The organism is Actinopolyspora mortivallis DSM 44261, from assembly GCF_000384035.1.
Taxonomy (GTDB): domain Bacteria; phylum Actinomycetota; class Actinomycetes; order Mycobacteriales; family Pseudonocardiaceae; genus Actinopolyspora; species Actinopolyspora mortivallis.
Genome location: NZ_KB913024.1, coordinates 2,315,289 through 2,337,743, shown reverse-complemented (window position 1 = coordinate 2,337,743; position 22,455 = coordinate 2,315,289). Strand labels below are relative to the sequence as shown.

20 protein-coding genes are annotated in these 22,455 nt (G+C 69.0%); 14 read left to right on the top strand and 6 right to left on the bottom strand.

The window, feature by feature from the left end; all coding sequences use genetic code 11:
- Positions 1-2 precede the first annotated feature (2 nt).
- Both ACTMO_RS0111070 and ACTMO_RS0111065 read right to left on the bottom strand, forming a co-directional pair.
- Positions 3-518, bottom strand: a complete 516-nt coding sequence (locus tag ACTMO_RS0111070) for a phospholipase (RefSeq protein ID WP_019854761.1) — start codon at positions 516-518, stop codon at positions 3-5.
- A 116-nt stretch (positions 519-634) separates the two neighbouring features.
- Complete coding sequence (locus ACTMO_RS0111065) at positions 635-1,168, bottom strand: amino-acid N-acetyltransferase (protein ID WP_033401529.1); 534 nt, start codon at positions 1,166-1,168, stop codon at positions 635-637.
- Positions 1,169-1,422: 254 nt separating this feature from the next.
- Here ACTMO_RS0111065 and pgsA point away from each other — a divergent pair, with 254 nt between their 5' ends.
- The 6 genes from pgsA (at position 1,423) to ACTMO_RS0111035 (ending at position 6,664) form a co-directional block, all read left to right on the top strand.
- A complete protein-coding gene (gene pgsA, locus ACTMO_RS0111060; RefSeq protein ID WP_019854759.1) occupies positions 1,423-2,064 on the top strand; it encodes a CDP-diacylglycerol--glycerol-3-phosphate 3-phosphatidyltransferase in 642 nt (213 codons plus the stop codon).
- Positions 2,064-2,555 carry a CinA family protein gene (locus tag ACTMO_RS0111055; protein ID WP_019854758.1) on the top strand — a complete coding sequence of 164 codons (492 nt, stop codon included), beginning with the start codon at positions 2,064-2,066 and terminating at the stop codon, positions 2,553-2,555. The genes pgsA and ACTMO_RS0111055 overlap by 1 nt, the downstream gene beginning before the upstream one ends.
- 205 nt (positions 2,556-2,760) lie before the next feature.
- Positions 2,761-3,258 carry a helix-turn-helix domain-containing protein gene (locus ACTMO_RS23920; RefSeq protein WP_019854757.1) on the top strand — a complete coding sequence of 166 codons (498 nt, stop codon included), beginning with the start codon at positions 2,761-2,763 and terminating at the stop codon, positions 3,256-3,258.
- 230 nt (positions 3,259-3,488) lie between these two features.
- Entirely contained in the window at positions 3,489-4,307 is an 819-nt protein-coding gene (locus tag ACTMO_RS0111045) for a PspA/IM30 family protein (protein ID WP_019854756.1), read from the top strand.
- A 6-nt stretch (positions 4,308-4,313) separates the two neighbouring features.
- Entirely contained in the window at positions 4,314-5,189 is an 876-nt protein-coding gene (gene pspM / locus ACTMO_RS0111040; RefSeq protein ID WP_019854755.1) for a phage shock envelope stress response protein PspM, read from the top strand.
- A 197-nt stretch (positions 5,190-5,386) separates the two neighbouring features.
- Positions 5,387-6,664 (top strand): uracil-xanthine permease family protein, encoded by a 1,278-nt coding sequence (locus ACTMO_RS0111035; RefSeq protein WP_019854754.1) that lies wholly within the window; start codon positions 5,387-5,389, stop codon positions 6,662-6,664.
- A 45-nt stretch (positions 6,665-6,709) separates the two neighbouring features.
- Here ACTMO_RS0111035 and ACTMO_RS0111030 read toward each other — a convergent pair whose 3' ends face one another.
- Positions 6,710-7,540 carry a ParA family protein gene (locus ACTMO_RS0111030; RefSeq protein WP_026449101.1) on the bottom strand — a complete coding sequence of 277 codons (831 nt, stop codon included), beginning with the start codon at positions 7,538-7,540 and terminating at the stop codon, positions 6,710-6,712.
- Positions 7,541-7,686: 146 nt separating this feature from the next.
- On the opposite strand from ACTMO_RS0111030, the gene ACTMO_RS0111025 reads away from it, so the two are divergent.
- Both ACTMO_RS0111025 and ACTMO_RS0111020 read left to right on the top strand, forming a co-directional pair.
- On the top strand, positions 7,687-8,433 hold the full coding sequence (locus ACTMO_RS0111025; protein ID WP_019854752.1) for a class I SAM-dependent methyltransferase: 747 nt from the start codon (positions 7,687-7,689) through the stop codon (positions 8,431-8,433).
- A gap of 182 nt (positions 8,434-8,615) precedes the next feature.
- The gene (locus tag ACTMO_RS0111020; RefSeq protein WP_019854751.1) at positions 8,616-9,014 is read left to right on the top strand and encodes a DUF3040 domain-containing protein; all 399 of its coding nucleotides are present in this window, start codon (positions 8,616-8,618) and stop codon (positions 9,012-9,014) included.
- 248 nt (positions 9,015-9,262) lie between these two features.
- Here ACTMO_RS0111020 and ACTMO_RS0111015 read toward each other — a convergent pair whose 3' ends face one another.
- From ACTMO_RS0111015 to ACTMO_RS20940, 3 genes are read right to left on the bottom strand one after another with little or no spacing between them, the layout of a single operon-like run.
- Positions 9,263-11,455, bottom strand: a complete 2,193-nt coding sequence (locus ACTMO_RS0111015) for a transglutaminaseTgpA domain-containing protein (RefSeq protein WP_157062866.1) — start codon at positions 11,453-11,455, stop codon at positions 9,263-9,265.
- Complete coding sequence (locus ACTMO_RS0111010; RefSeq protein WP_019854749.1) at positions 11,452-12,723, bottom strand: DUF58 domain-containing protein; 1,272 nt, start codon at positions 12,721-12,723, stop codon at positions 11,452-11,454. Before ACTMO_RS0111010 ends, ACTMO_RS0111015 begins: the two co-directional genes overlap by 4 nt.
- A complete protein-coding gene (locus ACTMO_RS20940) occupies positions 12,720-13,781 on the bottom strand; it encodes an AAA family ATPase (RefSeq protein ID WP_019854748.1) in 1,062 nt (353 codons plus the stop codon). Before ACTMO_RS20940 ends, ACTMO_RS0111010 begins: the two co-directional genes overlap by 4 nt.
- 620 nt (positions 13,782-14,401) lie before the next feature.
- Here ACTMO_RS20940 and rsmH point away from each other — a divergent pair.
- The 6 genes from rsmH (at position 14,402) to mraY (ending at position 22,417) form a co-directional block, all read left to right on the top strand.
- Complete coding sequence (gene rsmH / locus ACTMO_RS0111000; RefSeq protein WP_026449100.1) at positions 14,402-15,331, top strand: 16S rRNA (cytosine(1402)-N(4))-methyltransferase RsmH; 930 nt, start codon at positions 14,402-14,404, stop codon at positions 15,329-15,331.
- Positions 15,328-16,119, top strand: coding sequence for a cell division protein FtsL (gene ftsL, locus ACTMO_RS22005; protein ID WP_019854746.1), 792 nt, complete (start codon positions 15,328-15,330; stop codon positions 16,117-16,119). Before rsmH ends, ftsL begins: the two co-directional genes overlap by 4 nt.
- Positions 16,119-18,065: a peptidoglycan D,D-transpeptidase FtsI family protein gene (locus ACTMO_RS0110990; protein WP_084792107.1), complete on the top strand. Its 1,947-nt coding sequence runs from the start codon at positions 16,119-16,121 to the stop codon at positions 18,063-18,065. The genes ftsL and ACTMO_RS0110990 overlap by 1 nt, the downstream gene beginning before the upstream one ends.
- A gap of 154 nt (positions 18,066-18,219) precedes the next feature.
- On the top strand, positions 18,220-19,857 hold the full coding sequence (locus ACTMO_RS0110985) for a UDP-N-acetylmuramoyl-L-alanyl-D-glutamate--2,6-diaminopimelate ligase (protein ID WP_157062865.1): 1,638 nt from the start codon (positions 18,220-18,222) through the stop codon (positions 19,855-19,857).
- Positions 19,854-21,341: a UDP-N-acetylmuramoyl-tripeptide--D-alanyl-D-alanine ligase gene (locus tag ACTMO_RS0110980; protein WP_019854743.1), complete on the top strand. Its 1,488-nt coding sequence runs from the start codon at positions 19,854-19,856 to the stop codon at positions 21,339-21,341. Before ACTMO_RS0110985 ends, ACTMO_RS0110980 begins: the two co-directional genes overlap by 4 nt.
- Positions 21,338-22,417 (top strand): phospho-N-acetylmuramoyl-pentapeptide-transferase, encoded by a 1,080-nt coding sequence (mraY, locus tag ACTMO_RS0110975; RefSeq protein WP_019854742.1) that lies wholly within the window; start codon positions 21,338-21,340, stop codon positions 22,415-22,417. Before ACTMO_RS0110980 ends, mraY begins: the two co-directional genes overlap by 4 nt.
- Positions 22,418-22,455: the final 38 nt, after the last annotated feature.

Here is a 22,455-nt window from a genome sequence, read left to right as displayed (position 1 = left end):
GACTAGTCGCTCACGGAGTCCTTCGCCGAGGACAGCGCCTTCTCCACCGCCTCCGCCGTGCTCCGGCTCTGACCTCCGAACTGCCGTACGGCGAAGTAGTAGAGGTCCGCGGCCCGCTCGCAGAGCGCCTCGCCGGCGCAGCTGGAGTACATGTCGGCACGGAAGTTGTCGTCGATGGCACGTCGGTTCTGCTCGGTGAACCGTCCCTGTTTCCTGTAGTTGCGGTAGCCGAAGTCGTGTCGTTGGCAGCTGGCGGTGAACTCGTATCCGAGGGGTTCGTCGGGGGAGTAGGAGCACGCGTCGGAGGACCAGTCCAGCTCGTCCGGGTGTGGACGTTCGCTCCGGACGTGCACGAACTCCTCCAGGGTGATCTCGAAAAGGTAGTGGTCGGTGAGCGCGCGTGGGTCCTGGCCGGTGGTCGCGGCGTGCGCGGTGGTGGTTCCGCCGAGCAGGGCCGCGCACAGGGTGGTCAGCACTGTCAGGCGCAGGCGCCCGTGGGGGTTCTTCCCGAAGGACACGAGATTGCTCCTGTGGGTGGACGATCCGGTTTTCGGATCAGTCTTACCGTGTCGAGCAAGCGCTCGCTTGGTGCGTTCGGGTGGTGTTGTGTCCTCTTTTCCGAGGACGGGATCGTTCAGTCCTCCAGCCGCAGCAGCATCCGCGTGTTGCCCAACGTGTTCGGTTTCACGTAGGGAAGATCGAGGAACTCGGCGACGCCGGTGTCGGCGGATCGACGCATCTCCGCGTACACCTCGGGGGTGACCGGGGTACCCGTGATCGGCTCGAAGCCGTGCCTGGCGAAGAACTCGGTCTCGAAGGTCAGCACGAACAGCTTGGGCAGCCCCAGGTCTCTGGCCAGGTCGATCAGTCGACGCACCATGCGGTGCCCGACTCCGTGGCCGCGTACGGTCGGTGAGACCGCGATGGTGCGCAGCTCCCCGAGGTCCTCCCAGAGCACGTGCAGGGCTCCGCATCCGACGATGTCGGTGGACCCGTCGCCGAGGTCCTGTTCGGCCACCCAGAACTCCTGGACGTTCTCGTAGAGGGTGACGAGGTCCTTTTCCAGCAGCACCTGTCCGGCGTAGGTGTCCACCAGCTGCTTGATGGCCCGGACGTCGACGATACGTGCGCGCCGTATTGTTATCCCGGATGACGCATAGTCATGCATATCTTGATTTTACCCGACCCGCCGGGAAGCCGAGGCACAGGACGGTTCAGCGGCCGAAAGCCGCACCCCGCGGCGGAGACGGTGCCCGCTTTCCACGGAGGGCCGCGTACCCTGCATCCTGCCGGGGAGCGGGATCGACGGTCCGCCGTTCGGGGGCTCGTGGTGCCCGTGGTGGACGGCACGGAGGCGATCCCCGACCCTGGAGACGAGGCAGTACGGGACACCCGTGTGCGGCAACGGTGCGAGGAGTTGTCATGACGGCGGAGAGCGCGGCATCCGATCGGGCCGCTTCCGGAGGCGGTGGTGCCGACGGAGCCGAGAGAGGTGCTCCCCTGGTCAACATAGCCAACGCGCTGACCGCCTCGCGACTGGTCCTCGTGCCGGTCTTCCTCGTGGCGCTGTTCTGGGGCGGAGGACAGGAGCCGCTCTGGCGCTGGTTGGCCACGGGAGTCTTCCTGCTCGCCTCGGTGACCGATCGGATCGACGGGGAACTGGCGCGCAGACGGGGGCTGGTCACCGATTTCGGCAAGATCGCCGACCCACTCGCGGACAAGGCGCTCACCGGGGCCGCGTTGCTCGGGCTGAGTGCACTGGGGGAGCTCCCCTGGTGGGTGAGCGGAGTGATCGTTTTCCGGGAGCTTCTGGTCACCCTGTTGCGCTTCTGGGTGATCCGCCACGGTGTCATTCCCGCGACCAGGGGCGGCAAGCTCAAGACCCTGCTGCAGACGGTGGCCGTGGGACTGTATCTTCTGCCGCTCGGCGCGGCCCTCGATCCGTTGGAGTGGGTGGTCATGGGAGGAGCCGTTCTCGTGACCGTGGCCACGGGGGTGGACTACGCCGCGCGTGCCGTCCGACTCAGGGTGGCGGGGCCACCGACACGGGACGGACGGGGCTGATGGGCCCGGAATGGCTGACCGAGCAGCATCGACGGGTCGCCGAGATCCTGGCGCTGCTGCGGACCTCCGGCCGGACCGTGGCCACGGCCGAGTCACTGACCGGTGGACTGGTCGGTGTGCTGTTGACCGAGGTGAGTGGGGCCAGCGCGGTGGTGCGTGGCGGGCTGGTGGTGTATTCCACCGCCTTGAAGCACGAGCTCGCCGGGGTCGACGCCGAGCTGCTCGCCACTCGGGGTGCGGTCGATCCGCTGGTGGCCGAACAGCTGGCCGAAGGGGCCCGCACGCGCTGCGGGGCCGACTGGGGCATCGGCCTGACCGGTGTGGCCGGGCCGGAGCCCCAGGACGGCAGGGAGCCGGGAACGGTGTTCCTCGGTTTCTCCGGCCCCGAGGGGCGGTGGGTGCGTACGGCCAGGCTTTCCGGGGGACGTCACGAGGTCCGGGAAGCCGCGGCGGCAGCGGCTCTGGAACATTTCGGGACGTTGTTGCGTTGACCGGAACGAGGCCGAGGTGGTGTGCGGCGATGACGCGCCTCTTCCCGTCCCGTGGGATATTGGTGGTGTGAGACTCCGTCTTTCGGTTGAGAAACGTTCGCCCTCGGCGGACTCGTGAGGAACGAGACGTACTTTGGTGTCGTGTTGAGTAGTGTGGGGCGTTGACGCGTCGCGCAAGATGTAGGCGACGGAATGGAGGCGCGCGATGACCGTGTTGTTGCGGGAGGCGGTCGGAGAACGACTGCGCCGCGCGCGGGCCGCTCAGTCCCGCACCCTGCGGGAGGTTTCGCGCGCGGCCCGGGTGAGTCTCGGCTACCTGTCCGAGGTGGAACGTGGCCGTAAGGAGGCGTCGAGCGAACTGCTCGGCTCGATCTGTGATGCCCTGGATCTTCCGCTGCCCGAGCTGCTCGTGACCGTGGCCGGTGACCTGGACTCCCCGGAGCGGATGGTGGCCCCCTCGGTGGTGGAGCAGACCGCCCCGGCGGACCTCGAGGGTGGTCGGTTGGTGCCCAGCCTGATCGAGTCCGAGCTCGCCGAGACCGGGATGCCCGAGGAGGAACCGGAGGTCGTCCCGGCGTGCTCCGATGGTTCGGACCCGGCCGTCGAGGACCCGGAGCAGCAGGACCGCCGGCTGCAACCCATGCTCAGCCAGCGGATAAATCCGCCGGACCGGACTTCCAACGGGGTGGTTGTGGCCGCTTGAGGCTGAGGCGGCCCCGCGGGCTCCACGGTTGTCCGGAATCTCGCGGGGCTTGGTGGAACTCCTCCGGTCGAGCTGACACGATGGGAGGAAACGCCAGAGTCGGTGTTCGGTTGCGGTATGTGGCGTGTGGGGTTCGACGGCGCGCGGGCTCCCCGTCGCGGACGCCGTTCTCCGGCGACCCGAGTTCTCGGTGTGGGCGCAACCGGTAGGACAGAAAGCAGGCGGAGGAGATGGCCAACCCGTTCGTGAAGTTCTGGAAGTACCTCATGGCGTCGTTCTCGTCCAAGGTCGACGAGCACGCGGACCCGAAGGTACAGATCCAGCAGGCCATCGAGGAAGCTCAGCGGCAGCACCAGGCACTGTCGCAGCAGGCCGCCTCGGTCATCGGGAACCAGCGGCAGCTGGAGATGAAGCTCAACAGGCAGCTCAACGAGGTCGAGAAGCTGCAGAGTTCGGCCAAGCAGGCGGTGAACATGGCCGACCAGGCTCGTGCCGAGGGAGACGAGGCGAAGGCCCAGCAGTACGAGGAGACCGCCCAGCAGCTCGCCAGCCAGCTCGTCACCGCCGAACAGAGCGTCGAGGACCTCAAGACTCTGCACGACCAGTCGCTGCAGGCTGCCGACCAGGCCAAACAGGCCGTGGAACGCAACGCGCAGATGTTGCAGCAGAAGATCGCCGAGCGGACCAAGCTGCTCAGTCAGCTGGAACAGGCGAAGATGCAGGAGCAGGTCGCCGGTTCGTTGCGGCAGATGAACGACATGGCCGCCCCCGGCAACACCCCCTCGCTCGACGAGGTCCGGGAGAAGATCGAGCAGCGCTACACCACCGCGCTCGGTCAGGCCGATCTGGCCCAGAACAGCGTGCAGGGCCGGATGATGGAGGTCCAGCAGGCGGCCACGGACGCGGCCGGGGCCAGCAGGCTCGCCCAGATCCGGGCTTCCATGGGCACGGAGACCCGCAAGCAGATAACCGGGGACGACACGCAGCAGGGGGACGCCCCTGCTGCGCAGCGCCAGCAGCGACAGAATCCACAGTCAGACCAGGCGTGACCCCCCGTGGACAGGCGGAACTACGGTCCCGGTGACTGGGGGAAGTACGCACTGGAACAGTTGCGCGGTCCGGTGGCCGACGACATCAGGAACCGCCTCGCCGCTTGGCGGGATCCCCGTGCGCGTCTGTTGCGGCGGAGGAGACGCGCGAAGCGGTTGGCCGTGGGCAGCGGGACCACCACCGGCGTGTTCGGTGGTGGTGCCTACCTGGCCTACGCGCCGCAGAGCCTCGGATGGTCTCCCGCTCCGCCGGTGGAGACCCTGCTCGACCTGACCTCCTTCGGCTTGGGAGGAATGGCGCTGGCTGCCGGGGTCGGGACCTTCGGCGCGCTGCGGAGGTATCGCAGACTCAAACGCACCCCCCTGCCGGAGTCCGCTCCTCGTCCGGCCCGGCTTCCCGCCTCCGGCTCGGTGGCTCGGCAGCCCATGAGACGCCTGCGGGAAGCCGAGACCGACCTGCGGGATTCGCTGGACCGGTTGGCCGAGACGCTCGGTTACGAGGACGACTCGGTGGCCGGTGCACGTTCCACGGCCGCCTCCGTCGCCGAGGAGCTGCGTACGTTGGCCGAGCGTCTGGAGGCGGTGGAAAACACCGTCGAGCACGCTCCCGGAGAGCAGCGTGCGGATCTGGAGGCAGACGTCCGTCGGATGCGTGCGGAGCTCGACGAGGGGGTCGAGCGGTACGGCGCGTTGGTGGCCGCCGCGGGCAGGGCGGTGGCCGCGAGCCGCAACGATCCGTCCGAGCACCGTCTCCAGGAGGCGACGGACCGCCTGGCCGGGCTGTCCGAGGGACTGCGGGAGCTGAACGGGGAGGAGTACCGCCCCGACCGGCGTCGGGATCCCGGCCGTCCTCGCGCGGACGGGGACGAGCCCTCGGAGTAGCTCCCGGGGGCGTCGACGACAACCCACGGGTTCCCCCGTCCGTCCTCCGGAGACGGGTTCGCCGGTGTTTCGCGAAGCGCCCGGCGTTACGGAGCAGGATCCGCCGCCGGGTGAGGCCAAGTGTTGTGAAATAGTGATCTTCGCGGTTGTTGTTTCCCGGATTCCTCCGATCCGACGTGGCACACGGGGAGGACGATGTGGCTTTGTGGGCCGTGCACGGCAACGGTCGACACCCGTCGGACGCCGTGGACGTGGCTACGGACGAGCGGCTCAGCTGGCCGCTGACCGTCGGCATGGGGGTCCAGCACCTGTTCGCCCTGTTCGGGGCGACCGTGTTGGTTCCACGCCTCACCGGCCTGCCCGTCTCGACCACACTGCTGGCCTCCGGCGCGGGTACTCTGCTTTTCCTGGTGCTGACCCGTAACCGGGTTCCCGCCTGCCTCGGAGCCTCCCTCGCTTTCGTCGTTCCGCTGGGAGCGGCCGCGGAACGTTCCGGAGCCGGGCCCAGCGTCCTGGTGGGCGGCATCGTGATGGTCGGTCTGCTGGTGACCGCGGTGGGGGTCGCGGTCAAGGCGCTGGGGGTGCGGTTGCTGGAAACCGCCATGCCGCCGGTGGTGACCGGAGGAGTGGTCGTGCTGGTCGGTTTCGGAATGGCCGGGCACTCGGTCGACTCCTTCGAGAGCGGTCCCACGAGTGCGGCGGTGACCATGGCGGTCATCCTGCTGCTGGCGCTGACGGGGCGTGGTCTGTTGCTCCGCGGCTGTGTACTGATCGGTATCGGGGTCGGATGGCTCTACGCGGCCCTGAGCGGGACACTGCCGGCGGCGCGGGTGGCCGAGTTGCACCGGGCGTCCTGGATCGGACCGCCCGAACTGCTCACGCCGCAACTGCACCTGTCCGTGGCACCTTTCGTGGTTCCCCTGGTGATCGTCGTGGTGGCCCACCAGGCCGGGGTCGTCAAGGCCGTGGCGGCCGCCAGCGGCAGGGAGTTGGACGGCAGCGTCGGCGACGCGCTGATCGGCGGTGGACTCGCCACCACCCTGTCCGGCTCGGTGGGTGGCTCGGGGCTGATCGGCTATGCCGAGAACACGGGCGTACTGGCGCTTACCAGGGTGTATTCCACGGCGGCCTGTCTGGTCGCGGCTCTCACGGCGATGTCGTTGGCGTTCTCCCCCAAGCTCACGGCGTTGTTGGACACCGTTCCGCTCGGAGTGGTCGGTGCCGCCTCGATGGTGCTGCTCGGCACGGTCGTACTGATCGGGGTGCGTATCTGGACGCACGCTCGGGTGGACTTCACCGACCCCCTCAACCTGGCAGTGGTGGGCACCACCCTGGTGGCGGGGGCGGGGGACCTGACCCTCACCGTCGGCAACGTCCGTCTGGACGGTCTCGTCTGGGGACCGTTGGTGTTGGTGCTGCTACACCCCATGCTGTCCGCGCTGGCCGGCAGGGTGCGGAGCGCTCCGGACCGGTGAGGTCCCGACGGGCGGGAGCTGTCCGGTCCGGTCGAGGCGCGGACCTCACTCCCAGTCGTCGTCGGTCTCGTCCTCCTCCGCGACCGCCCGGGAGCGACCTGCCCGGAGCGTTCTGGCCAGCAGCAGGTTGAACGCCAGCGCGACCTCCCGTGCCCCCGGGGTCCCCCACTGGTGGATGGGGACACAGGCGCCCTGGGCCTGCTGCACGGCCAGGCGGTCGGGAAGGGCCACCGGCATGACCAGGGGGCCGAAGATGTCCCGGAGTTCCTCGACACGGAACTGGTGTTCCTGGGAGCGGGCTCGGATCCGGTTGACCACCACTCCCAGCGGTTGCAGCCGTGGGTTGTTGGCCGTGCGTTCGGCCTGTACCGCTTCGAAGGCGCGTTGCACACCGGAAACGGCGAAGATCGTCGGTTCGGTGACCAGCAGGGCCCTGTCCGCCGCGATCAGTGCCGAACGGGTCAACCTCCCGAGGGAGGGAGGGCAGTCCAGCAGGACCAACTGGTACGGAGGACCCTCCTCGTCGTGGGTCAGTTCCGTGAGGGCCTCGGTGAGCGTTCCGAGACCGTTCTCCGCGTCCTCCCGCTGCCCGTTGTGGATCTCGGCGTCCTCCGAGCCCACGAGCACGTCCACGTCCTCCCCCCAGGAGCTGGCGGCGATCGCTCGCGTGACCGTGTCCGCGGTGGGGTTCGCCAGCACGTCGCTCAGCCCCGCCGTGGTCGCCTCGGGCTCCAACGAGGCCGTCGCGTTGCACTGCGGGTCCAGGTCGACCACCAGAGTGCGGGCGCCCTTGCGCATGGCCGCCGAGGCCAACCCGAGTACCACAGTCGTCTTTCCCACGCCGCCCTTGAGGCTCAGTACCGCCACCGTGTGCACGCCCGTAGCCTACGGACCACGCCAACACCCTTGTGTCCTCGCCGGGTGTTCCGGGACCGGCTCCTGCCGGGCCGGGATCCCGGTGGGGTGCTTCGGCGGGGACTCCGGATGTCGTGCCACCCGGGGGCGCGGATTACGCTGCCCCCATGAAGTCCGACGCCGTGCACCGGGTGCTGGAGAACGAGTTGGCCCAAGCGCGCCACCGACGTGGCGGTGTCCCCGAGGTTCTCGACGTGGGGGGTGGCAGCGGGGTGTGGGCGGTGCCGCTCGCCGTGGCGGGATGTTCGGTCACCGTTGTCGATCCGAGTCCCAACGCGTTGGCGACGTTGCAGAGGCGGGCCGCCGACGCCGGGGTCGGGGAGCGTGTGTCGGCCGTGCAGGGCGACACCGACGCGCTTCGTTCGGCGACTCCCTCCGGAGGGGCCGATCTCGTGCTCGGTCACGGGCTGCTGGAGTACGTGGACGACGTCACCGTGTCGCTGCGGGAACTGGTGGGTGCCGCGGCTGTCGGGGGCGCTGTCTCGGTGCTGGTGGCCAACAGGTACGCGGCGGTTCTCGGGCGAGCGCTCACCGGGAAGGTGTCCGAGGCGCTGCGGCTGTTCAACGACCCGGACGGACGTATGGGCGGTCCCTCCGGGGAGACGGTGCGTCGTCGGTTCGACACCGAGCTGCTGCACCGGATGCTCGACGACTCGGGGCTCGTCGTGGAGCTGATCCAGGGGCAGGGTGTGGTGAGTGACCTGGTCCCCGGCTCCGTACTGGAAGCCACGCCGGGGGCCTGGGACGCCTTGGAGGGGCTGGAGACGGCCGCCGCCGCTCACCCCCCGCTGCGGGACATAGCCACCCGGCTGCACGCTCTCGCGCGTGTTTCCGACGGTCACACGACGCAGTGAGGAATACCTCTACAGGATGATGTTGAGCGGTTATTATCGAAACAGGGGCGGGACCGGGTAGTCGTCTCGTCGATGGGCCCGTATCCTCGGATACGACGCCCCCATAAGCGTTCACCGGAGCTTCGTGAAACGGAGTGATTGGGGCTTCGGTGACACGGACCCAGTGTGCCGGAGGAGGAGCCATGCCACTCTCCGAGCACGAGCAGCGAATGCTCGACCAGATCGAGCGCGCGCTCTACGCCGAGGACCCCAAGTTCGCCTCCAACGTGAGTGGAGGGGGATTGCATCGCCCCTCCAGGCGCCGCCGTTTCCAGGGCGGTGCCGTGTTCGTGTTGGGGCTGATCCTGTTGGTGCTCGGTGTGGTGATTCCGGTCACCGCGGCCGGGATACCCGTTGTGAGCGTGGTCGGCTTCCTCGTGATGTTCGGTGGAGCAGTGATCGTCCTGTTCGGGATGCGCGGCAGTTCGGAGGATCCCGGTAAGCAGGAGGGCTCGGGAGGATCGTCCGGTGCGAAACGCAGGAGCGGGAACTCCCTGACCCAGCGTATGGAGGATCGCTTCCGCAAGCGTTTCGAGCAGTGACGAGCGACCGGCCGGTGTACGCGGAAAGAGGCATCGGCGGGGTGATGCGCCCGGGCTGAGTCGGTCCGGGCGCTTCGAGCCGCTCTCCGGAGAAGGCTCTCTCCTCCTCCCAGGGGCTGTACTGTTGCCGTCCCGTCCGTTTCGCTCGACGGCTCACTTGTCGAGGTCGTGTTCCGGTGCCGAGGAGTGGTCAGCGACCGTTGGTCTCGGGCCCGCGCCGGCGGGAGAGTCGCGTAACCGTGGAGGAGTCACCGTCGTCCGGTGTGGCGGCCTGTCACCGACCGGGGGAACAGTCTCTCGCTCGGTTTCGGCGGTCGGGAGGTCCGCATCCCGGCAACGGCTTCGTCCAACTCCCGCGTGGTCACCGTCCCCGGGTGGGGTCCGTACAACTCGCGTTCGAGTTCCCGGGTGAGGTCGCGCACCGCCTCGGCAGGTCCGGGGGTGAGGGCGTACTCCCGGATCAGTCGTTCCGAGATCCCGCGAGGCGTCGCACCGGCCTCGGGTGGGGGAGAGCCGCGGTCGAGGTTCTCGTCGAGCAGTTCCCGCCACGCCGCCCCCGTGTGCCCGGCCAGCCCCGTACGGATCGCGGCCCGACGGCGACGTCGTCGCACGTTGCGCACCAGAGCCGGTGCGCACGTGCCCATCAACAGGGTGAGTACCGTCGCCCCTCCCGCGATCCACAGGCCGGGTGCCGTTCCTCCCCGGTCCGCTGTGACGGGCTGTTCCCCCCGGGGACTCTCCCGCTCCGCGCTCTCCCCGGGTGAAGGGGTTCCGCTCCGCTCGGAGGACTCCGAGGTTCCCTCCTGCCCGGAAGTTCCGGACTCGAGATAGGACGGGGTGGACGAGCGGTCGTCCGTCAGGGGGGTGGGGTCGAAGGTGATCCAGCCGTGCCCGGGGAAGTAGGCCTCCACCCAGGCGTGCGCGTCCTCGGTGGTGATGATCCGGTGTGTTCCCTCGGACTCACCGGGCGTGAAGCCCACCGCCACCCTGGAGGGGATGCCCACGGCCCGCAGCAGTACCGCCATGGCCGAGGCGAACTGTTCGCAGTACCCCCGTTTCCCGTCGAACAGGAAGTCCTCCAGGGCGTTCGCGGAGGAGGCCGGGGCGGTCCGCAGGTCGTAGGTGAATCCGTTCGACCGGTCGGTGAAGTACCTGTTCAGCGCGACAGCCTTGTCGAAAGGGGTGTGCTCGTCCGCCGTGATGCGGTGGGCCAGTTCGGTGATCCGGGGCGTCGCCCCGCTGGCGTCGGAATAGGCGGGAGGGACCCGGGGGCTGCCGTGCGCGTTCCGCAGCGCCCGCCGATCCGGTTCGGGAAGGACGGCCAGTTCGGTGTACTCCTCCACCTCCGGGCTCTGTCGGGTGAAGGCGGTTCCGGACACGGGGTCGTAGCGCCAGCCGGGTCCGGTTCCGGAGACCTCGACGGGGATCCCGAACACCGGTAGCCACGCGTCCTCGTACTCCAGCGGTTCGATGTCGATCCTGGTGGGTTCGGTGTCCTGCTCCGCGACTCCGGGAGGCAGCGGCAGCCGCCCGCTCAGGGGCACCCCCTCGGACAGTCCGGACAGCCTCCAACCGCTGTCCGGGTCGAAACGACGCAGCGTCATGGCACGCAGGTAGGAGTCACCGGGCAGTCCCTTCACCCGGAAGAGTCGTACGCTCCCGTCCCGGGACAGTTGCCCCCTCAGCGAGGTGAACGGACGGAGCCCGATCTCTCCGCTCTCCGAGTCGTCCGCGTCGTTCTCGGAACCGGGTAACCTTCCCTGGGTTCCGACCCCGGTGAAGACCGACCCGGCCAGGAGGGCGAGCACGGCGGACACCGAGATCACGAACACGGGCAGTGGTGGGGAGGCCGTTTTGGTGGCGCGTCGTGCTCGGCCCGCTCCGTCGAGAAGCAACAGCCCGGCGAAGCCGACTGCCCCGCCCAGAAACGCCCACCACGGAAGCAGCCGGTCGGACAGTGAAGCGGGTACGGCGAACACGCACAGCAGCACGAGCCCGGAGACGGCCGGAGCGCGGTGGGACACCGTGATCCGGTCCACCAGCACGGTCACCAACCCCGTGCCCAGACAGATCAGGCACCGCATCCCCGCGGTGGCCGGAACCGGGGGCACTCCCGTGCGGATCGTCTCGACGGCGTTTCCGAGCAGCTCCGCCAGCTGCCCGAACGTCGCCGGTGTGGGAAGAAAACCGAGCAGGGGGTTCCGGCCGAACAGGATCGTGAGCATCACCAGCAGCACACCCAGCTGGAGCGGGAGCGTCCAGGCACGCCCCAGGCTCGTCCGGGCCGCCACGGCTCCCGCCGACACGGCTGTCACCGTGAGCGCCGCGGGTGGGAACCAGCGCCAGTCGGAGAGAACGGCCGAGAACGCCGTGGAGGTGGCCAACACGGCGAACAGCGTCACGAACGTGACCGACAACCGGGGTGCGTCCTGCGTTGTCACGGTTCGCTCCCGAGGGCGTCGAACGGCTCGTCCCGCGCGTACAGTCTTTCCCAGGCGTGCGAGACGGAGGTGGCCGGGCTGTCGACCGTGGTGACGTTCCACCCCGCGCGACGGAAACGGTGCGCGGTGGCGGAGACCATGTCGCGGTGTTCCCCGCCTGGCTCGGTCCATCCGGTCGTGTCCAGCAGTATCACCGCCCCCCGTGTGTTCTCCGGACGTGCCGAGGTCAGCGCCTCCGCTCCCGCCGGAGTGGTGTTCCCGAGTATCGCGACGAGATCCCGGTCGGTGTCCGGGGCCCCGTCCGGGAGGAGTTCCCTGCTCGCGGTGGGTTGCAACAGGGCCAGGGACTCCAGGATCGGATCCTCGCCCCATCCGCCGTCGGGATGACCGGAGAACTCGCCGGGACCCAGGTGATTGCCCGCCACGTCGACGAGCCGCACCCGTCTTCCGCACTCCCGAAGGTGGAGGCAGACGCTGGCAGCGGCCGAAACGGCCCACTCCAGACTGGACTGGTTTCCGGTGCCCCGGTGGGCGGCGGACCTGTGGTCCAGCAGCACGGTGATCGCCCCGTGCTGTGGGGTCTCCGTGACACGCACCATCAGCTCGTCCCGGCGTGCCGTCGTCTTCCAGTGCACGCGCCGTAGGTCGTCACCGTGGCGGTACTCCCGCAGTGTGGCGTCGTCGGCACCGTGTCCGGCGCGCGGCGTTCCGGAGTTCTCTCTCCCACCTTCCCCCCACGGTGGCGAACCGGTCAGCGGCACCACCTCGGGCACCGCCACGAGCCTGCTGGTACCCGCCAGGTGCCGGTCGAAGACGACCAGTCCGAAGGGATCCTCGACTCGGCAGCGTGCCGGTCCCAGCCGGTGCACCCCCCGGAGCCGCGGACGCACGGTGTACTCGACGAGGCTCCCGCTCGCGGGCAGCAACCCGTTCAGGCGGTACCGGACGGGTCCGCCGAGCCCGTGGGGAACCTCGTCGAGCACCACGGGATCGCTCGGAGGCAGTCCCCCGGTGCTGGTCAGACGCAGTCGTACCGACGTCTCCCCACCCACCTCCACCCGTTGGGGAGTGAGCTCACGTCGGGCGTGGAGGCCCGTGCGGGCCGACAGCGAAACCACCAGAGCCAACAGGGGCAGGGCCGCCGCGAACACGGCCACTCGCAGCAGATCCCGCTCGTCCAGCACCAACGCGCAGACCACGGCGGCGCACGAGGCGGCCAGCAGACAACGTCCCCGTACGGTGAGCGCGGACAACACGCCGGTGCTCATCGTTGACCATCCCTGGTCCGTGGGACGGGAACTCGTCTGAGCAGTTGCCGGACGAGGTCGGCGGCGCTCTGTCTGGCCGCCCTGGCCTCCCCGCTCAGGACCAGGCGGTGGGCGAGTACCGGCACCGCCACCCGCTGGACGTCGTCCGGGACCACGAACTCCCGGCCGGACAGTACGGCCTGGGCACGTGCCGTGCGCATCAGCTGTAGGGTCGCACGCGGGGAGGCGCCCAGACGGAGTTCGGACAGTTCCCTGGTCGCGCTCACCAGCTCGATCACGTAACGCCGGAGCTCGGGGGAGACGTGGATCCTGCGTACCGTCCGCAGCAGCTCGGTCACCTCGCTGGTGGTGGTGACCGGGGAGAGTTCCGCCACGGGGTCGTGGCCCGCGTGCCCGTCGAGCATGGCGAGCTCCGCCTCCTGGTCGGGGTATCCCAGGGAGATCCGGCAGGTGAAGCGGTCCCGTTGCGCTTCGGGAAGCGCGTAGGTGCCCTCCAGCTCGACCGGGTTCTGGGTGGCGATCACCATGAACGGCGTGTCGAGGGGATGACGGTGTCCGTCTATGGTGACCTGGTTCTCCTCCATGCACTCCAGCAGGGCCGACTGGGTCTTCGGCGAGGCTCTGTTGATCTCGTCGCCCACCACGATGTTGGCGAACACGGGACCGCCCCGGAACTCGAAGCTCCCCGAGCGCCGGTCGTACACCGACACGCCGGTGATGTCGCTGGGCAGCAGATCGGGAGTGAACTGTATTCGGTTCGTCGTGCAGTCCACCGAGCGGGCGAGCGCCTTGGCCAGTGAGGTCTTTCCCACTCCGGGAACGTCCTCCACGAGCAGGTGTCCCTCGGCGAGCAGCGTCGTCAGTGCCAGACGGATCACTTCCCGCTTGCCGGAGAGGACGCTTTCCACATTGGAGATGACCCGGTTCAGCGTGTCGTGGGCGTGTTCGATCGAACTGGTTCCCGTCGGCGGAACCGTCCCCCCGGTGCGAGCGTGGGCCGTGTCGTCCTCCGGCGGAGTGGACGTGACGTTACCGGATGAGCTCGTCTCGGGAGTCACACAACCTCCAGGTGTCGTTCGTGCCGGCCCCACCGGAGTGTCCTGTTCCGGGATCGCCGGGGCGGGAAGCCGACAGGGACACTCGTGGTGCGGCGTGTCACGAAGTGTCTCAGATACCCCGCGTACTTCCAGCGCCGTACGCACAGCGAATCGAGGTTTTCGGTATCCGGGTGGGTCGGTAGTCCCACGTCCGGGGCCGCGTCCTCCCCGGCGCGCGTTTTCGGTTGACGCGGGTCGATGGTGGGGTAGTGTGACGGACATCGGGGGAGATCTTTTTCCGGCGTGGGCACCCGTGAGAACGGGTCACGGGCGACCGTTCCGGCCGGTCGGGTGACGTCGCGGAACGGTTGTTCGGGCGGCGGGTCCGTCGATCCCGTGGTCGCCCCCGGGCAGAGTCCAGTCAGGATGTTCCGCCCTCCCGTGTCGTAGGCCGGACGGGAGCGGGCGAGCGGGGATCATCGGGTGTGTCGGTCAGGCGAGGTGGCCGGCTCGTTCCTCGGTGGATACGGGAAGGATGGGAAGTGACGGTGCCAGAGGATCCGGTCCCGGGAGCCGACGCGGGGGAGGGGGTCGAGCCCCAGGACCGGCCGGACGGCGAGGCCGCGGGACTTCATCGTCCCGTGTTGCTGGAACGCACGGTCCGACTCCTCGAACCGGCGTTGGACGGGCGTGCCGGAATGGTGCTCGACGCGACGCTGGGGATGGGGGGACATGCCGAAGCGCTGTTGCGTTCCTTCCCGCACACGACCCTGATCGGCCTCGACCGGGATCCGCAGGCTCTGGAACTGGCCCGACGGCGTCTCGAACCCTACGGAGAGCGTGTGCGGTTGGTGCACGCCGTCGCCGACCGGATTCCGGAGGTACTCGCCGAACAGGGGGTGTCCCGTCTCGACGGAGTCCTGTTCGACCTCGGGGTCTCCTCGTTGCAGTTGGACGAGACCGCGCGCGGCTTCTCCTACGCCAGGGACGCTCCGCTGGACATGCGCATGGACACCACCTCGGGAATCACCGCCGCGGAGGTGCTCAACACCTACTCGCAGTCCGAGCTCACCCGGGTGCTGCGCGAGTACGGGGAGGAGAAGTTCGCGGCCAGGATCTCCGCGCGGGTGGTGCGCGAGCGGAAGCGGGCTCCGTTCACCGACAGCGCGCGCTTGGTCCAGCTCGTCTACGACAGTGTTCCCGCCGCCAGCAGGCGCAGCGGGGGACATCCCGCCAAGCGGGTGTTCCAGGCGCTGCGGATCGAGGTGAACGGGGAGCTGGAGGTACTGCGACGAGCGCTTCCGGCGGCGATCGACGCGCTGCCGCGGGGCGGTCGGATCGTGGTGTTGTCCTACCACTCCCTGGAGGACCGCATCGTCAAACGCACCTTCGCCGACCGGGCGAAGTCGCGGACCCCCTTGGACCTTCCGGTGGAACTGCCCGGGCACGGTCCGGAGCTGCGCGTGCTCACCCGAGGGGCCGAGTTCGCCGACGAAGGGGAGGCCGCGAGCAATCCCAGGGCGAGTTCGGTGCGCCTGCGGGCGGCCGAGCGGATTCAGGAGGGGGTATGACCACTGCTTCGGCGCGCGGCGGAAGCCGAGGGGAGCGCGGAAGGGGGCGGAAACGGCAACGTGGTGAACAGCGCTCCGAGACGCGTGTCGACCGCGGGGTACGGGTACGTTCCTCCAGCGCGGAACGCGCCTACGAGCGCAAGCGTGAACGCGGGGAACAGGCGGAAAGACACCGGGCGAACAACAGCGGTGGGGACGCGTCCACCACCACGGTGAAGCGCGTGGCAGGACCCTCCGACAGCGGAGGCTCTCCGTCCTTCGGCACGAGGATGGTTCGTCCCGCGCGGGAGTTCGTCGCCCGGGGGGCGAGACGGCTGGCACACTCGCCTGCCCCCTTCGTGGGAACGGTCATGGTGGTGCTCGTGTCCGGAGTCGTCGCCACGCTGTGGTTGTCGATCGCCGCCGTGAGCAATTCGTACCGCATCCAGGACTCCAAGGAGCGGGTGCAGGCGTTGACCGAACGCAAGGAGGACCTGCTGCGTTCGGTCAGTAGGATGAGCTCCATCTCCGAGGTGCAGCGACGCGTCGAGGAGATGAACATGGTTCCGGCTCCCGAACCGGCCCATCTGGTGGTGGATCCGGACGGTTCGGTACGGCTGGTCGGTCACCCCCGCGCGGCCACCGCTCCGGAGGAAGCTCCCGAGGAGTCCGCTCACTCGGACGGGCAGGTCCCGGAAGGGGACACCGAGGACGCGGATCCGCACTCCTCACGGGAGGACACCTCCGACGGGCGGACAGCGGACCCCGAGTCGTCCCACTCGAACGATCCGTCGGCGGGACAGGAATGATGACTCCTCGCGACAGGAAACGTGTCAGCCCCCGTCAGGGCCCCCAACGAGCCGGAACGCGCCGCCGCACCCTGGTGCGTCCCACCGGCAAACGCCCCGAGGCCGGGCGGAAGGGAAAGCGACCACGACTCTCCCGCACCCCGCGGACCAAGGTCGCCGCCAGCGGGAGAAGACTGGGAATAGGCCGGTTGTTCCTCGTGCTCGTGCTGGTGGCCTCCGGGGTGAAGCTGGTGTTCGTGCAGGGGTTCGATGCCGGTGCGCTGTCCGAACAGGTCGACGACCAGCTGATGACCAGGCAACCCATCTTCGCCGAACGCGGGGCGATCACCGACGTCAACGGCAGGGTCCTGGCCTTCAGCGCGGAGGCCCGCCGACTCTATGCGAATCCCCGGCTGCTCACCGAGCAGCAACGGACGGCCCACCGGAAGGATCCCGAGAAACCGACCGCCGAGGAATGGAAACGCAGGATAGCACGGGGGATAGCGGAGATAACCCGAGGTCGGATCAGCGAACGGGAGGCCGCGGAGGCGCTGTTCTCCGACAAGCGGTTCCTCTACTTCGGCCCGTTGCTCGATCCCGGTGTCGCCAGGGAGGTCCACGAGCGGTATCCGCAGATCGGCAGTGAGTACCGGGCCGTTCGTCGTTACCCGGCCGGTTCGGTGGCGGGTGACATCGTGGGAGCGGCCTCCTGGCGCAAGGGGGAGCGCAAGATCCGCGGCACCGTCGGCCTGGAGAACGCGTTGGACGACAGGCTCAGCGGTGAGGACGGGGTCCGCATCTCGAACACCGCGATGGGCAGCAGCCTGGTCATCCCCGGAACGAAACGGATCAAGGCCGCCGAACCGGGTTCGGACGTGCGGTTGACCATCGACTCCGACCTGCAGTTCGTGCTGAGCCGGACGCTGAACTCCTACGTCGACGAGTACGGGGCTCTGGGGGGCAGTGCCGTGGTGCTCGACGCGCGGACCGGCAAGGTGCGTGCCCTCTCCCACGTGGACTCCTCCGGAGAGGAGGAGGGAAAGAGCCGGGCCCAGCGACACCTGAGCAACCCCGCGGTGACCACACCCTACGAACCGGGTTCCGTGAACAAGCTGGTCACCGCGGCCGGAGCGATCGAACACGGCATCGTCGGTCCCGACACCGTGCTGCGGGTTCCGGAGAAGATCGAGATGGGTGGAACCACGGTCAGGGACGCCTGGGCACATGACACCCTTCCGCTGACCTTCCGGGGGGTGGTGGCGAAGTCCTCCAACGTCGGAACCCTGATGACGGCGAAGAAGCTGGGCAAGGAGCGTTTCGCCGACCTGCTCGACGGCTTCGGACTCGGGCAGCGAACGGGTATCGCGCTGCCCGGGGAGAGCGCCGGAGTGGTGCCCGCACGCAAACAGTGGTCGGACACCCGATTCGCGAACCTGCCGATCGGACAGGGGTTGTCGATGACCGTGCTCCAGATGGCGGGGATGTACCAGGCGATCGCCAACGACGGAGTACGGATACCCCCGCGGGTCATCGAGTCCACGGTGGACGCTGACGGCACCGAGTCGGCCTGGCCACGTCCGGACGGGGTTCGGGTGGTCAGTGAGTCGACGGCCGAGACGCTGCGGAACATGCTGCGTGGGACGGTGCAGCGAGGTGAGACCACCGAGCAGACCGGCACCGCTCCGCAGGCCGCCCTGGACGGTTACCAGATCGCGGGCAAGACCGGTACGGCACAGAAACCCGATCCCGCCTGCGACTGCTACAGCAACTCCAAGTACTGGGCGACTTTCGCGGGCATCGTCCCGGCGGGAGATCCCAGGTACGTGGTGGGGATCATGCTGGACGAGCCGGAGAGCACGCACGCGGTCGCTTCGTTGTTCCACGACGTGGCCGCCGACCTGACACGTCGCTACGACATCCCGTTGTCGCCGGAGCCGGCACCGGAGCTGGCGCTGCGGGCGCGCTGAACGGTCCGGGGACGTGCTCGGTGGGTCACCCGGTTCCCGTCCGGGGGCCGGGTGACCCGCTGTTTTCCGTGTGGAGCGGGGGCGGGCGGCGTCACCCGCGTGGGGCGCCCACCGTGAAACCACTCCGTGGGGCGGTACGGGTAACCTTTTCGCCGTGCCTTCCGCGGTTGCGATTTCCCCGCCTCGTCCGACACGTGTCGAGCCGGTCAGCGTCCAACGGTTAGCAGCATCGATCGGTGCCCGTGTCGTGTCCGCCCACGGTGAGACCGTCGCGAGTTCCTCCGTGAGGACCACCGGTGTCACGTTGCGGGCGCAGCACGTCGCCGTGGGCGACGTGTTCGCCGCGTTGCCCGGTTCCCACACCCACGGTGCGGAACACGCCGCAGCCGCGCTCGACGCGGGGGCGTGTGCCGTACTGACGGACGAGGAGGGGGCACGGCGGTCGGCGCTGGCCACGCACCCGGCGGTGACCCGGGGGGACGTCCCGCTGTTGGTGCATCCTGAGCCTCGCCGGGTGCTCGGTGAACTGGCCTCCGAGATCTACGGCAGCCCCTCCGAAAGGCTTTCCGTGATCGGTATCACGGGGACCTCGGGCAAGACCACCACCAGTTATCTGGTGGAGGCGGGACTGCGCCGGGCCGGACTGGTCACGGGACTGGTCGGCACGGTGGAGACCAGGGTGGCCGGCAGCAGGCTGGACAGCGCGTTCACCACCCCCGAGGCCCCCGACCTGCAGGCCCTGTTGGCCGTGATGGTCGAGCGTGGGGTCACACACGTGGTCATGGAGGTCTCCAGCCACGCGTTGGCCCTCGGTCGGGTCTCGGGCGTCGGTTTCGCCGCGGGCGGTTTCACCAACCTGTCCAGGGACCATCTGGACTTCCATCGGGACATGGAGGACTACTTCGCGGCCAAGGCCATGCTGTTCGACGGGCGCTGTGCCCGGGAGGTGGTGTGCACCGACACCGAGTGGGGGAGACGGTTGGACCGACCCGGGGTGGTCACGGTGGCGACCCGGGGACGGGCCGACTGGACGGCCACCGACGTGGTGGCCCACCCGAGTGGGGAACAGTGCTTCACCGCCCACGGACCCGGCGGCGTTCGGACCGGGATCCGGTTGCGGCTGCCCGGACCGTTCAACATCGCCAACGCGCTGTTGGCCACGGCGCTGCTCCACGAAATCGGTGTGAGCGGTCCCGCCGTGGAGGAGGGACTGGCCGAGGTCGACGTTCCCGGACGGATGGAGCGTGTCGCAGCCGGACAGGACTTCGCGGCGGTGGTGGACTATTCCCACAAGCCCGATGCCGTCGAGGCCGTGCTCGAGGCCGCCCGCTCCCAGGCGGGGGGAAGAGTCCTGGTGGTGCTCGGCTGTGGCGGGGACAGGGACGCGGAGAAACGGCCGCTCATGGGGTCCACCGCCGCACGGCTGGCCGACCTGGTGATAGTCACCGACGACAACCCTCGTGGAGAGGACCCGGCCGCGATCAGGGCGAGCGTGCTCGCGGGGGCGCGTGAGGTCCCCGAGGAGGAGCGTGCCGTGCTGTGTGAGATCGGTGACCGGCGAGAGGCGATCGGCGAGGCGGTACGCCGTGCCGAGCGGGGTGACGTGGTCGTCGTCGCGGGCAAGGGGCACGAGACCGGACAGGAGGTGGCCGGGGTGACCCATCCCTTCTCGGACAGGGACGAGCTGGCCGCCGCACTGAGCGAACGACGTGGAAGTCCGCAGCGGAGCGAGACCGCCGCAGCGCGGCGGTCCCCGGGGCACACCCGGGACAGTGACGAGGAGGCAAGGTGATCCGGCTCAGCCTCGACGAGATCGCTGAGGCGGTCGGTGGCAGACTGCACCGCGCCGACGGTAGTGAGAGTGTCACCGCGGCCGTCGAATTCGATTCCAGGAAGATAACTCCCGGCGGGCTGTTCGTCGCGGTCCCCGGGGAACACGTGGACGGGCACCAGTTCGCCGAACAGGCGGTCGCCGACGGTGCCGTGGCGGTGTTGGCGGCGCGGGAGGTGAACGCCCCAGCCGTGATCGTTCCGCGTGTGGAAGCGGCCGACCGTTCCCGCGTGATGGCACTGTCCGGAGACACGGACGGGGCGGGGGCCGCCGTGCTGGTCGCCATGGCGCGGTTGGCGCGGTCGCTGGTGGACCGGTTGGAAGGGCTGACGGTGGTCGGCGTCACCGGTTCCTCCGGCAAGACCTCGACCAAGGACCTGATCGCGCAGTTGCTCGACCCTCTCGGCAGCACCGTGGCACCACCGGGATCGTTCAACAACGAGATCGGTCATCCCTGGACGGTGCTGCGTGCCGACGAGAACACGGCGCACCTGGTCCTGGAGCTCTCCGCCCGGGGCAAGGGCCACATAGCCGAACTGTGCCGCTCGGCCCCTCCCCGGATCGGGGCGGTGCTCAACGTGGGGAGTGCCCATCTCGGCGAGTTCGGCTCCCGGGAGGCCGTCGCGGAGGCCAAGGGCGAACTGGTGGAGGCGTTGCCCGCCGCGGAGTCCGGAGGGGTGGCCGTGCTGAACGCCGACGACCCGGCGGTCTCGGCCATGGCCTCCCGGACGGCGGCACGGGTCGTCCGTTTCGGGCAGCACCCCCACGCCGAGGTCCGCGCCGAGGACGTCGAGGTGGACGAGCAGGCCCGTCCCCGCTTCACCTTGGTCACCCCCGAGGGGAGCGCCGAGGTGCGGCTGCCGCTGCACGGTGAGCACCACGTGAGCAACGCGCTGGCCGCAGCCGCCGTGGCACGGGAACTCGGAGCGAGTCCGGCGGAGATGGCCAGGAACCTGGAAGGGGTTCGCCAACTGTCCGGAAAACGGATGGAGGTCACCGAAACCCCAGAGGGCGTGACCGTGGTCAACGACGCCTACAACGCGAATCCCGAGTCGGTGCGTGCCGCGTTGAAGGCGCTCGCCTCCATGACCCGGGACTCGCCGGGGAGGGGCTGGGCCGTGCTCGGCCCCGTCGGGGAACTGGGGGAGGAGGGGCCCACCGCTCACGACGAGATCGGTCGATTGGCCGTACGGCTGAACATCGACCGTCTGGTGGTGGTCGGTGAGCAGGCACGCGCGATGCACCAGGGCGCCTCGCTGGAAGGATCGTGGGGAGAGGAGTCGATTCTGGTGCCGGACGTCGAGGCCGCCGTCGAGCTGCTGAGATCCGAGCTGCGGCCCGATGACGTCGTGTTGGTCAAGGCGTCCAACGCCGCGGCGCTGTGGCGGGTCGCCGACGAACTGACCGCCGGGCGGAACCCCTCCCGGGGTGGTGGTACGGCGTGAAGAGCATCCTCGTCGCCGCAGCCGTGGGGCTGGTCGTCTCCATTCTCTTCACCCCCTACCTCATCCGGGTGTTCTCCAAACAGGGATTCGGTCAGGAGATCCGGGAGGAGGTACAGAAGTCCCACTCGGCGAAGCGGGGAACCCCCACCATGGGTGGGATGGCGATCCTCGTCGCCATGTGGGCCGGTTACCTGGCCACGCACCTGACGGTGTCCGAGGCGTTGCCCAGCGTCACCGCCCTGCTGGTGCTCGGACTGACCACGATGCTGGGTGTCGTCGGGTTCCTGGACGACTTCATCAAGATCCGCAAGCGGCGCAACCTGGGACTGAACAAGACGGCGAAGCTGGTGGGCCAGATGCTGGCCTCGGTGCTGTTCGCGATCCTGGCCTTACGTTTCCCGGACGAGAACGGTTTCACACCGGCTTCGGACAACCTGTCCTTCATCCGGGACATCAGCGTGGTGTCCTTCGGGGTGATCGGCTTCGTGGTGTTCGCCTACGTCGCCATCAGCGGCTGGTCCAACGCGGTGAACTTCACCGACGGCATGGACGGTCTGGCGGGGGGCACGGCCGCCATGGTGCTGGCCAGCTACGTGCTGATCTCCTTCTGGCAGTTCCGGAACTCCTGCGAACTGGTCTCCGACATCGGTCCGGCCTGTTACCAGGTACGGGACCCGTTGGACGTCGCGGTGGTGGCCGCGGCCGCCATGGGGTCCTGTGTCGGCTTCCTCTGGTGGAACGCGGCTCCGGCCAAGATCTTCATGGGCGACACCGGTTCGCTCGCCATCGGCGGTCTGGTCGCGGGGCTGTCGATGACCACCCGGACGGAGCTGCTGATGATCGTCATCGGCGGGCTGTTCGTGGTCGAGGCCCTCTCGGTGGTGTTGCAGATCGTGGTGTTCCGCACCTCGCGCAGGCGGCTGTTCCGCATGGCACCGTTCCACCATCATTTCGAGCTCGCGGGATGGGCCGAGACCTCGGTGATCATCCGGTTCTGGATACTGGCCGCCATCAGCTGTCTGTTCGGAGTGGGACTGTTCTACGCGGACTGGCTGGCTCTGGCCGGGGGAGGCTGACCTCCGGAACGGGAGTCGCGTGTCGAGCAGCGGTGACA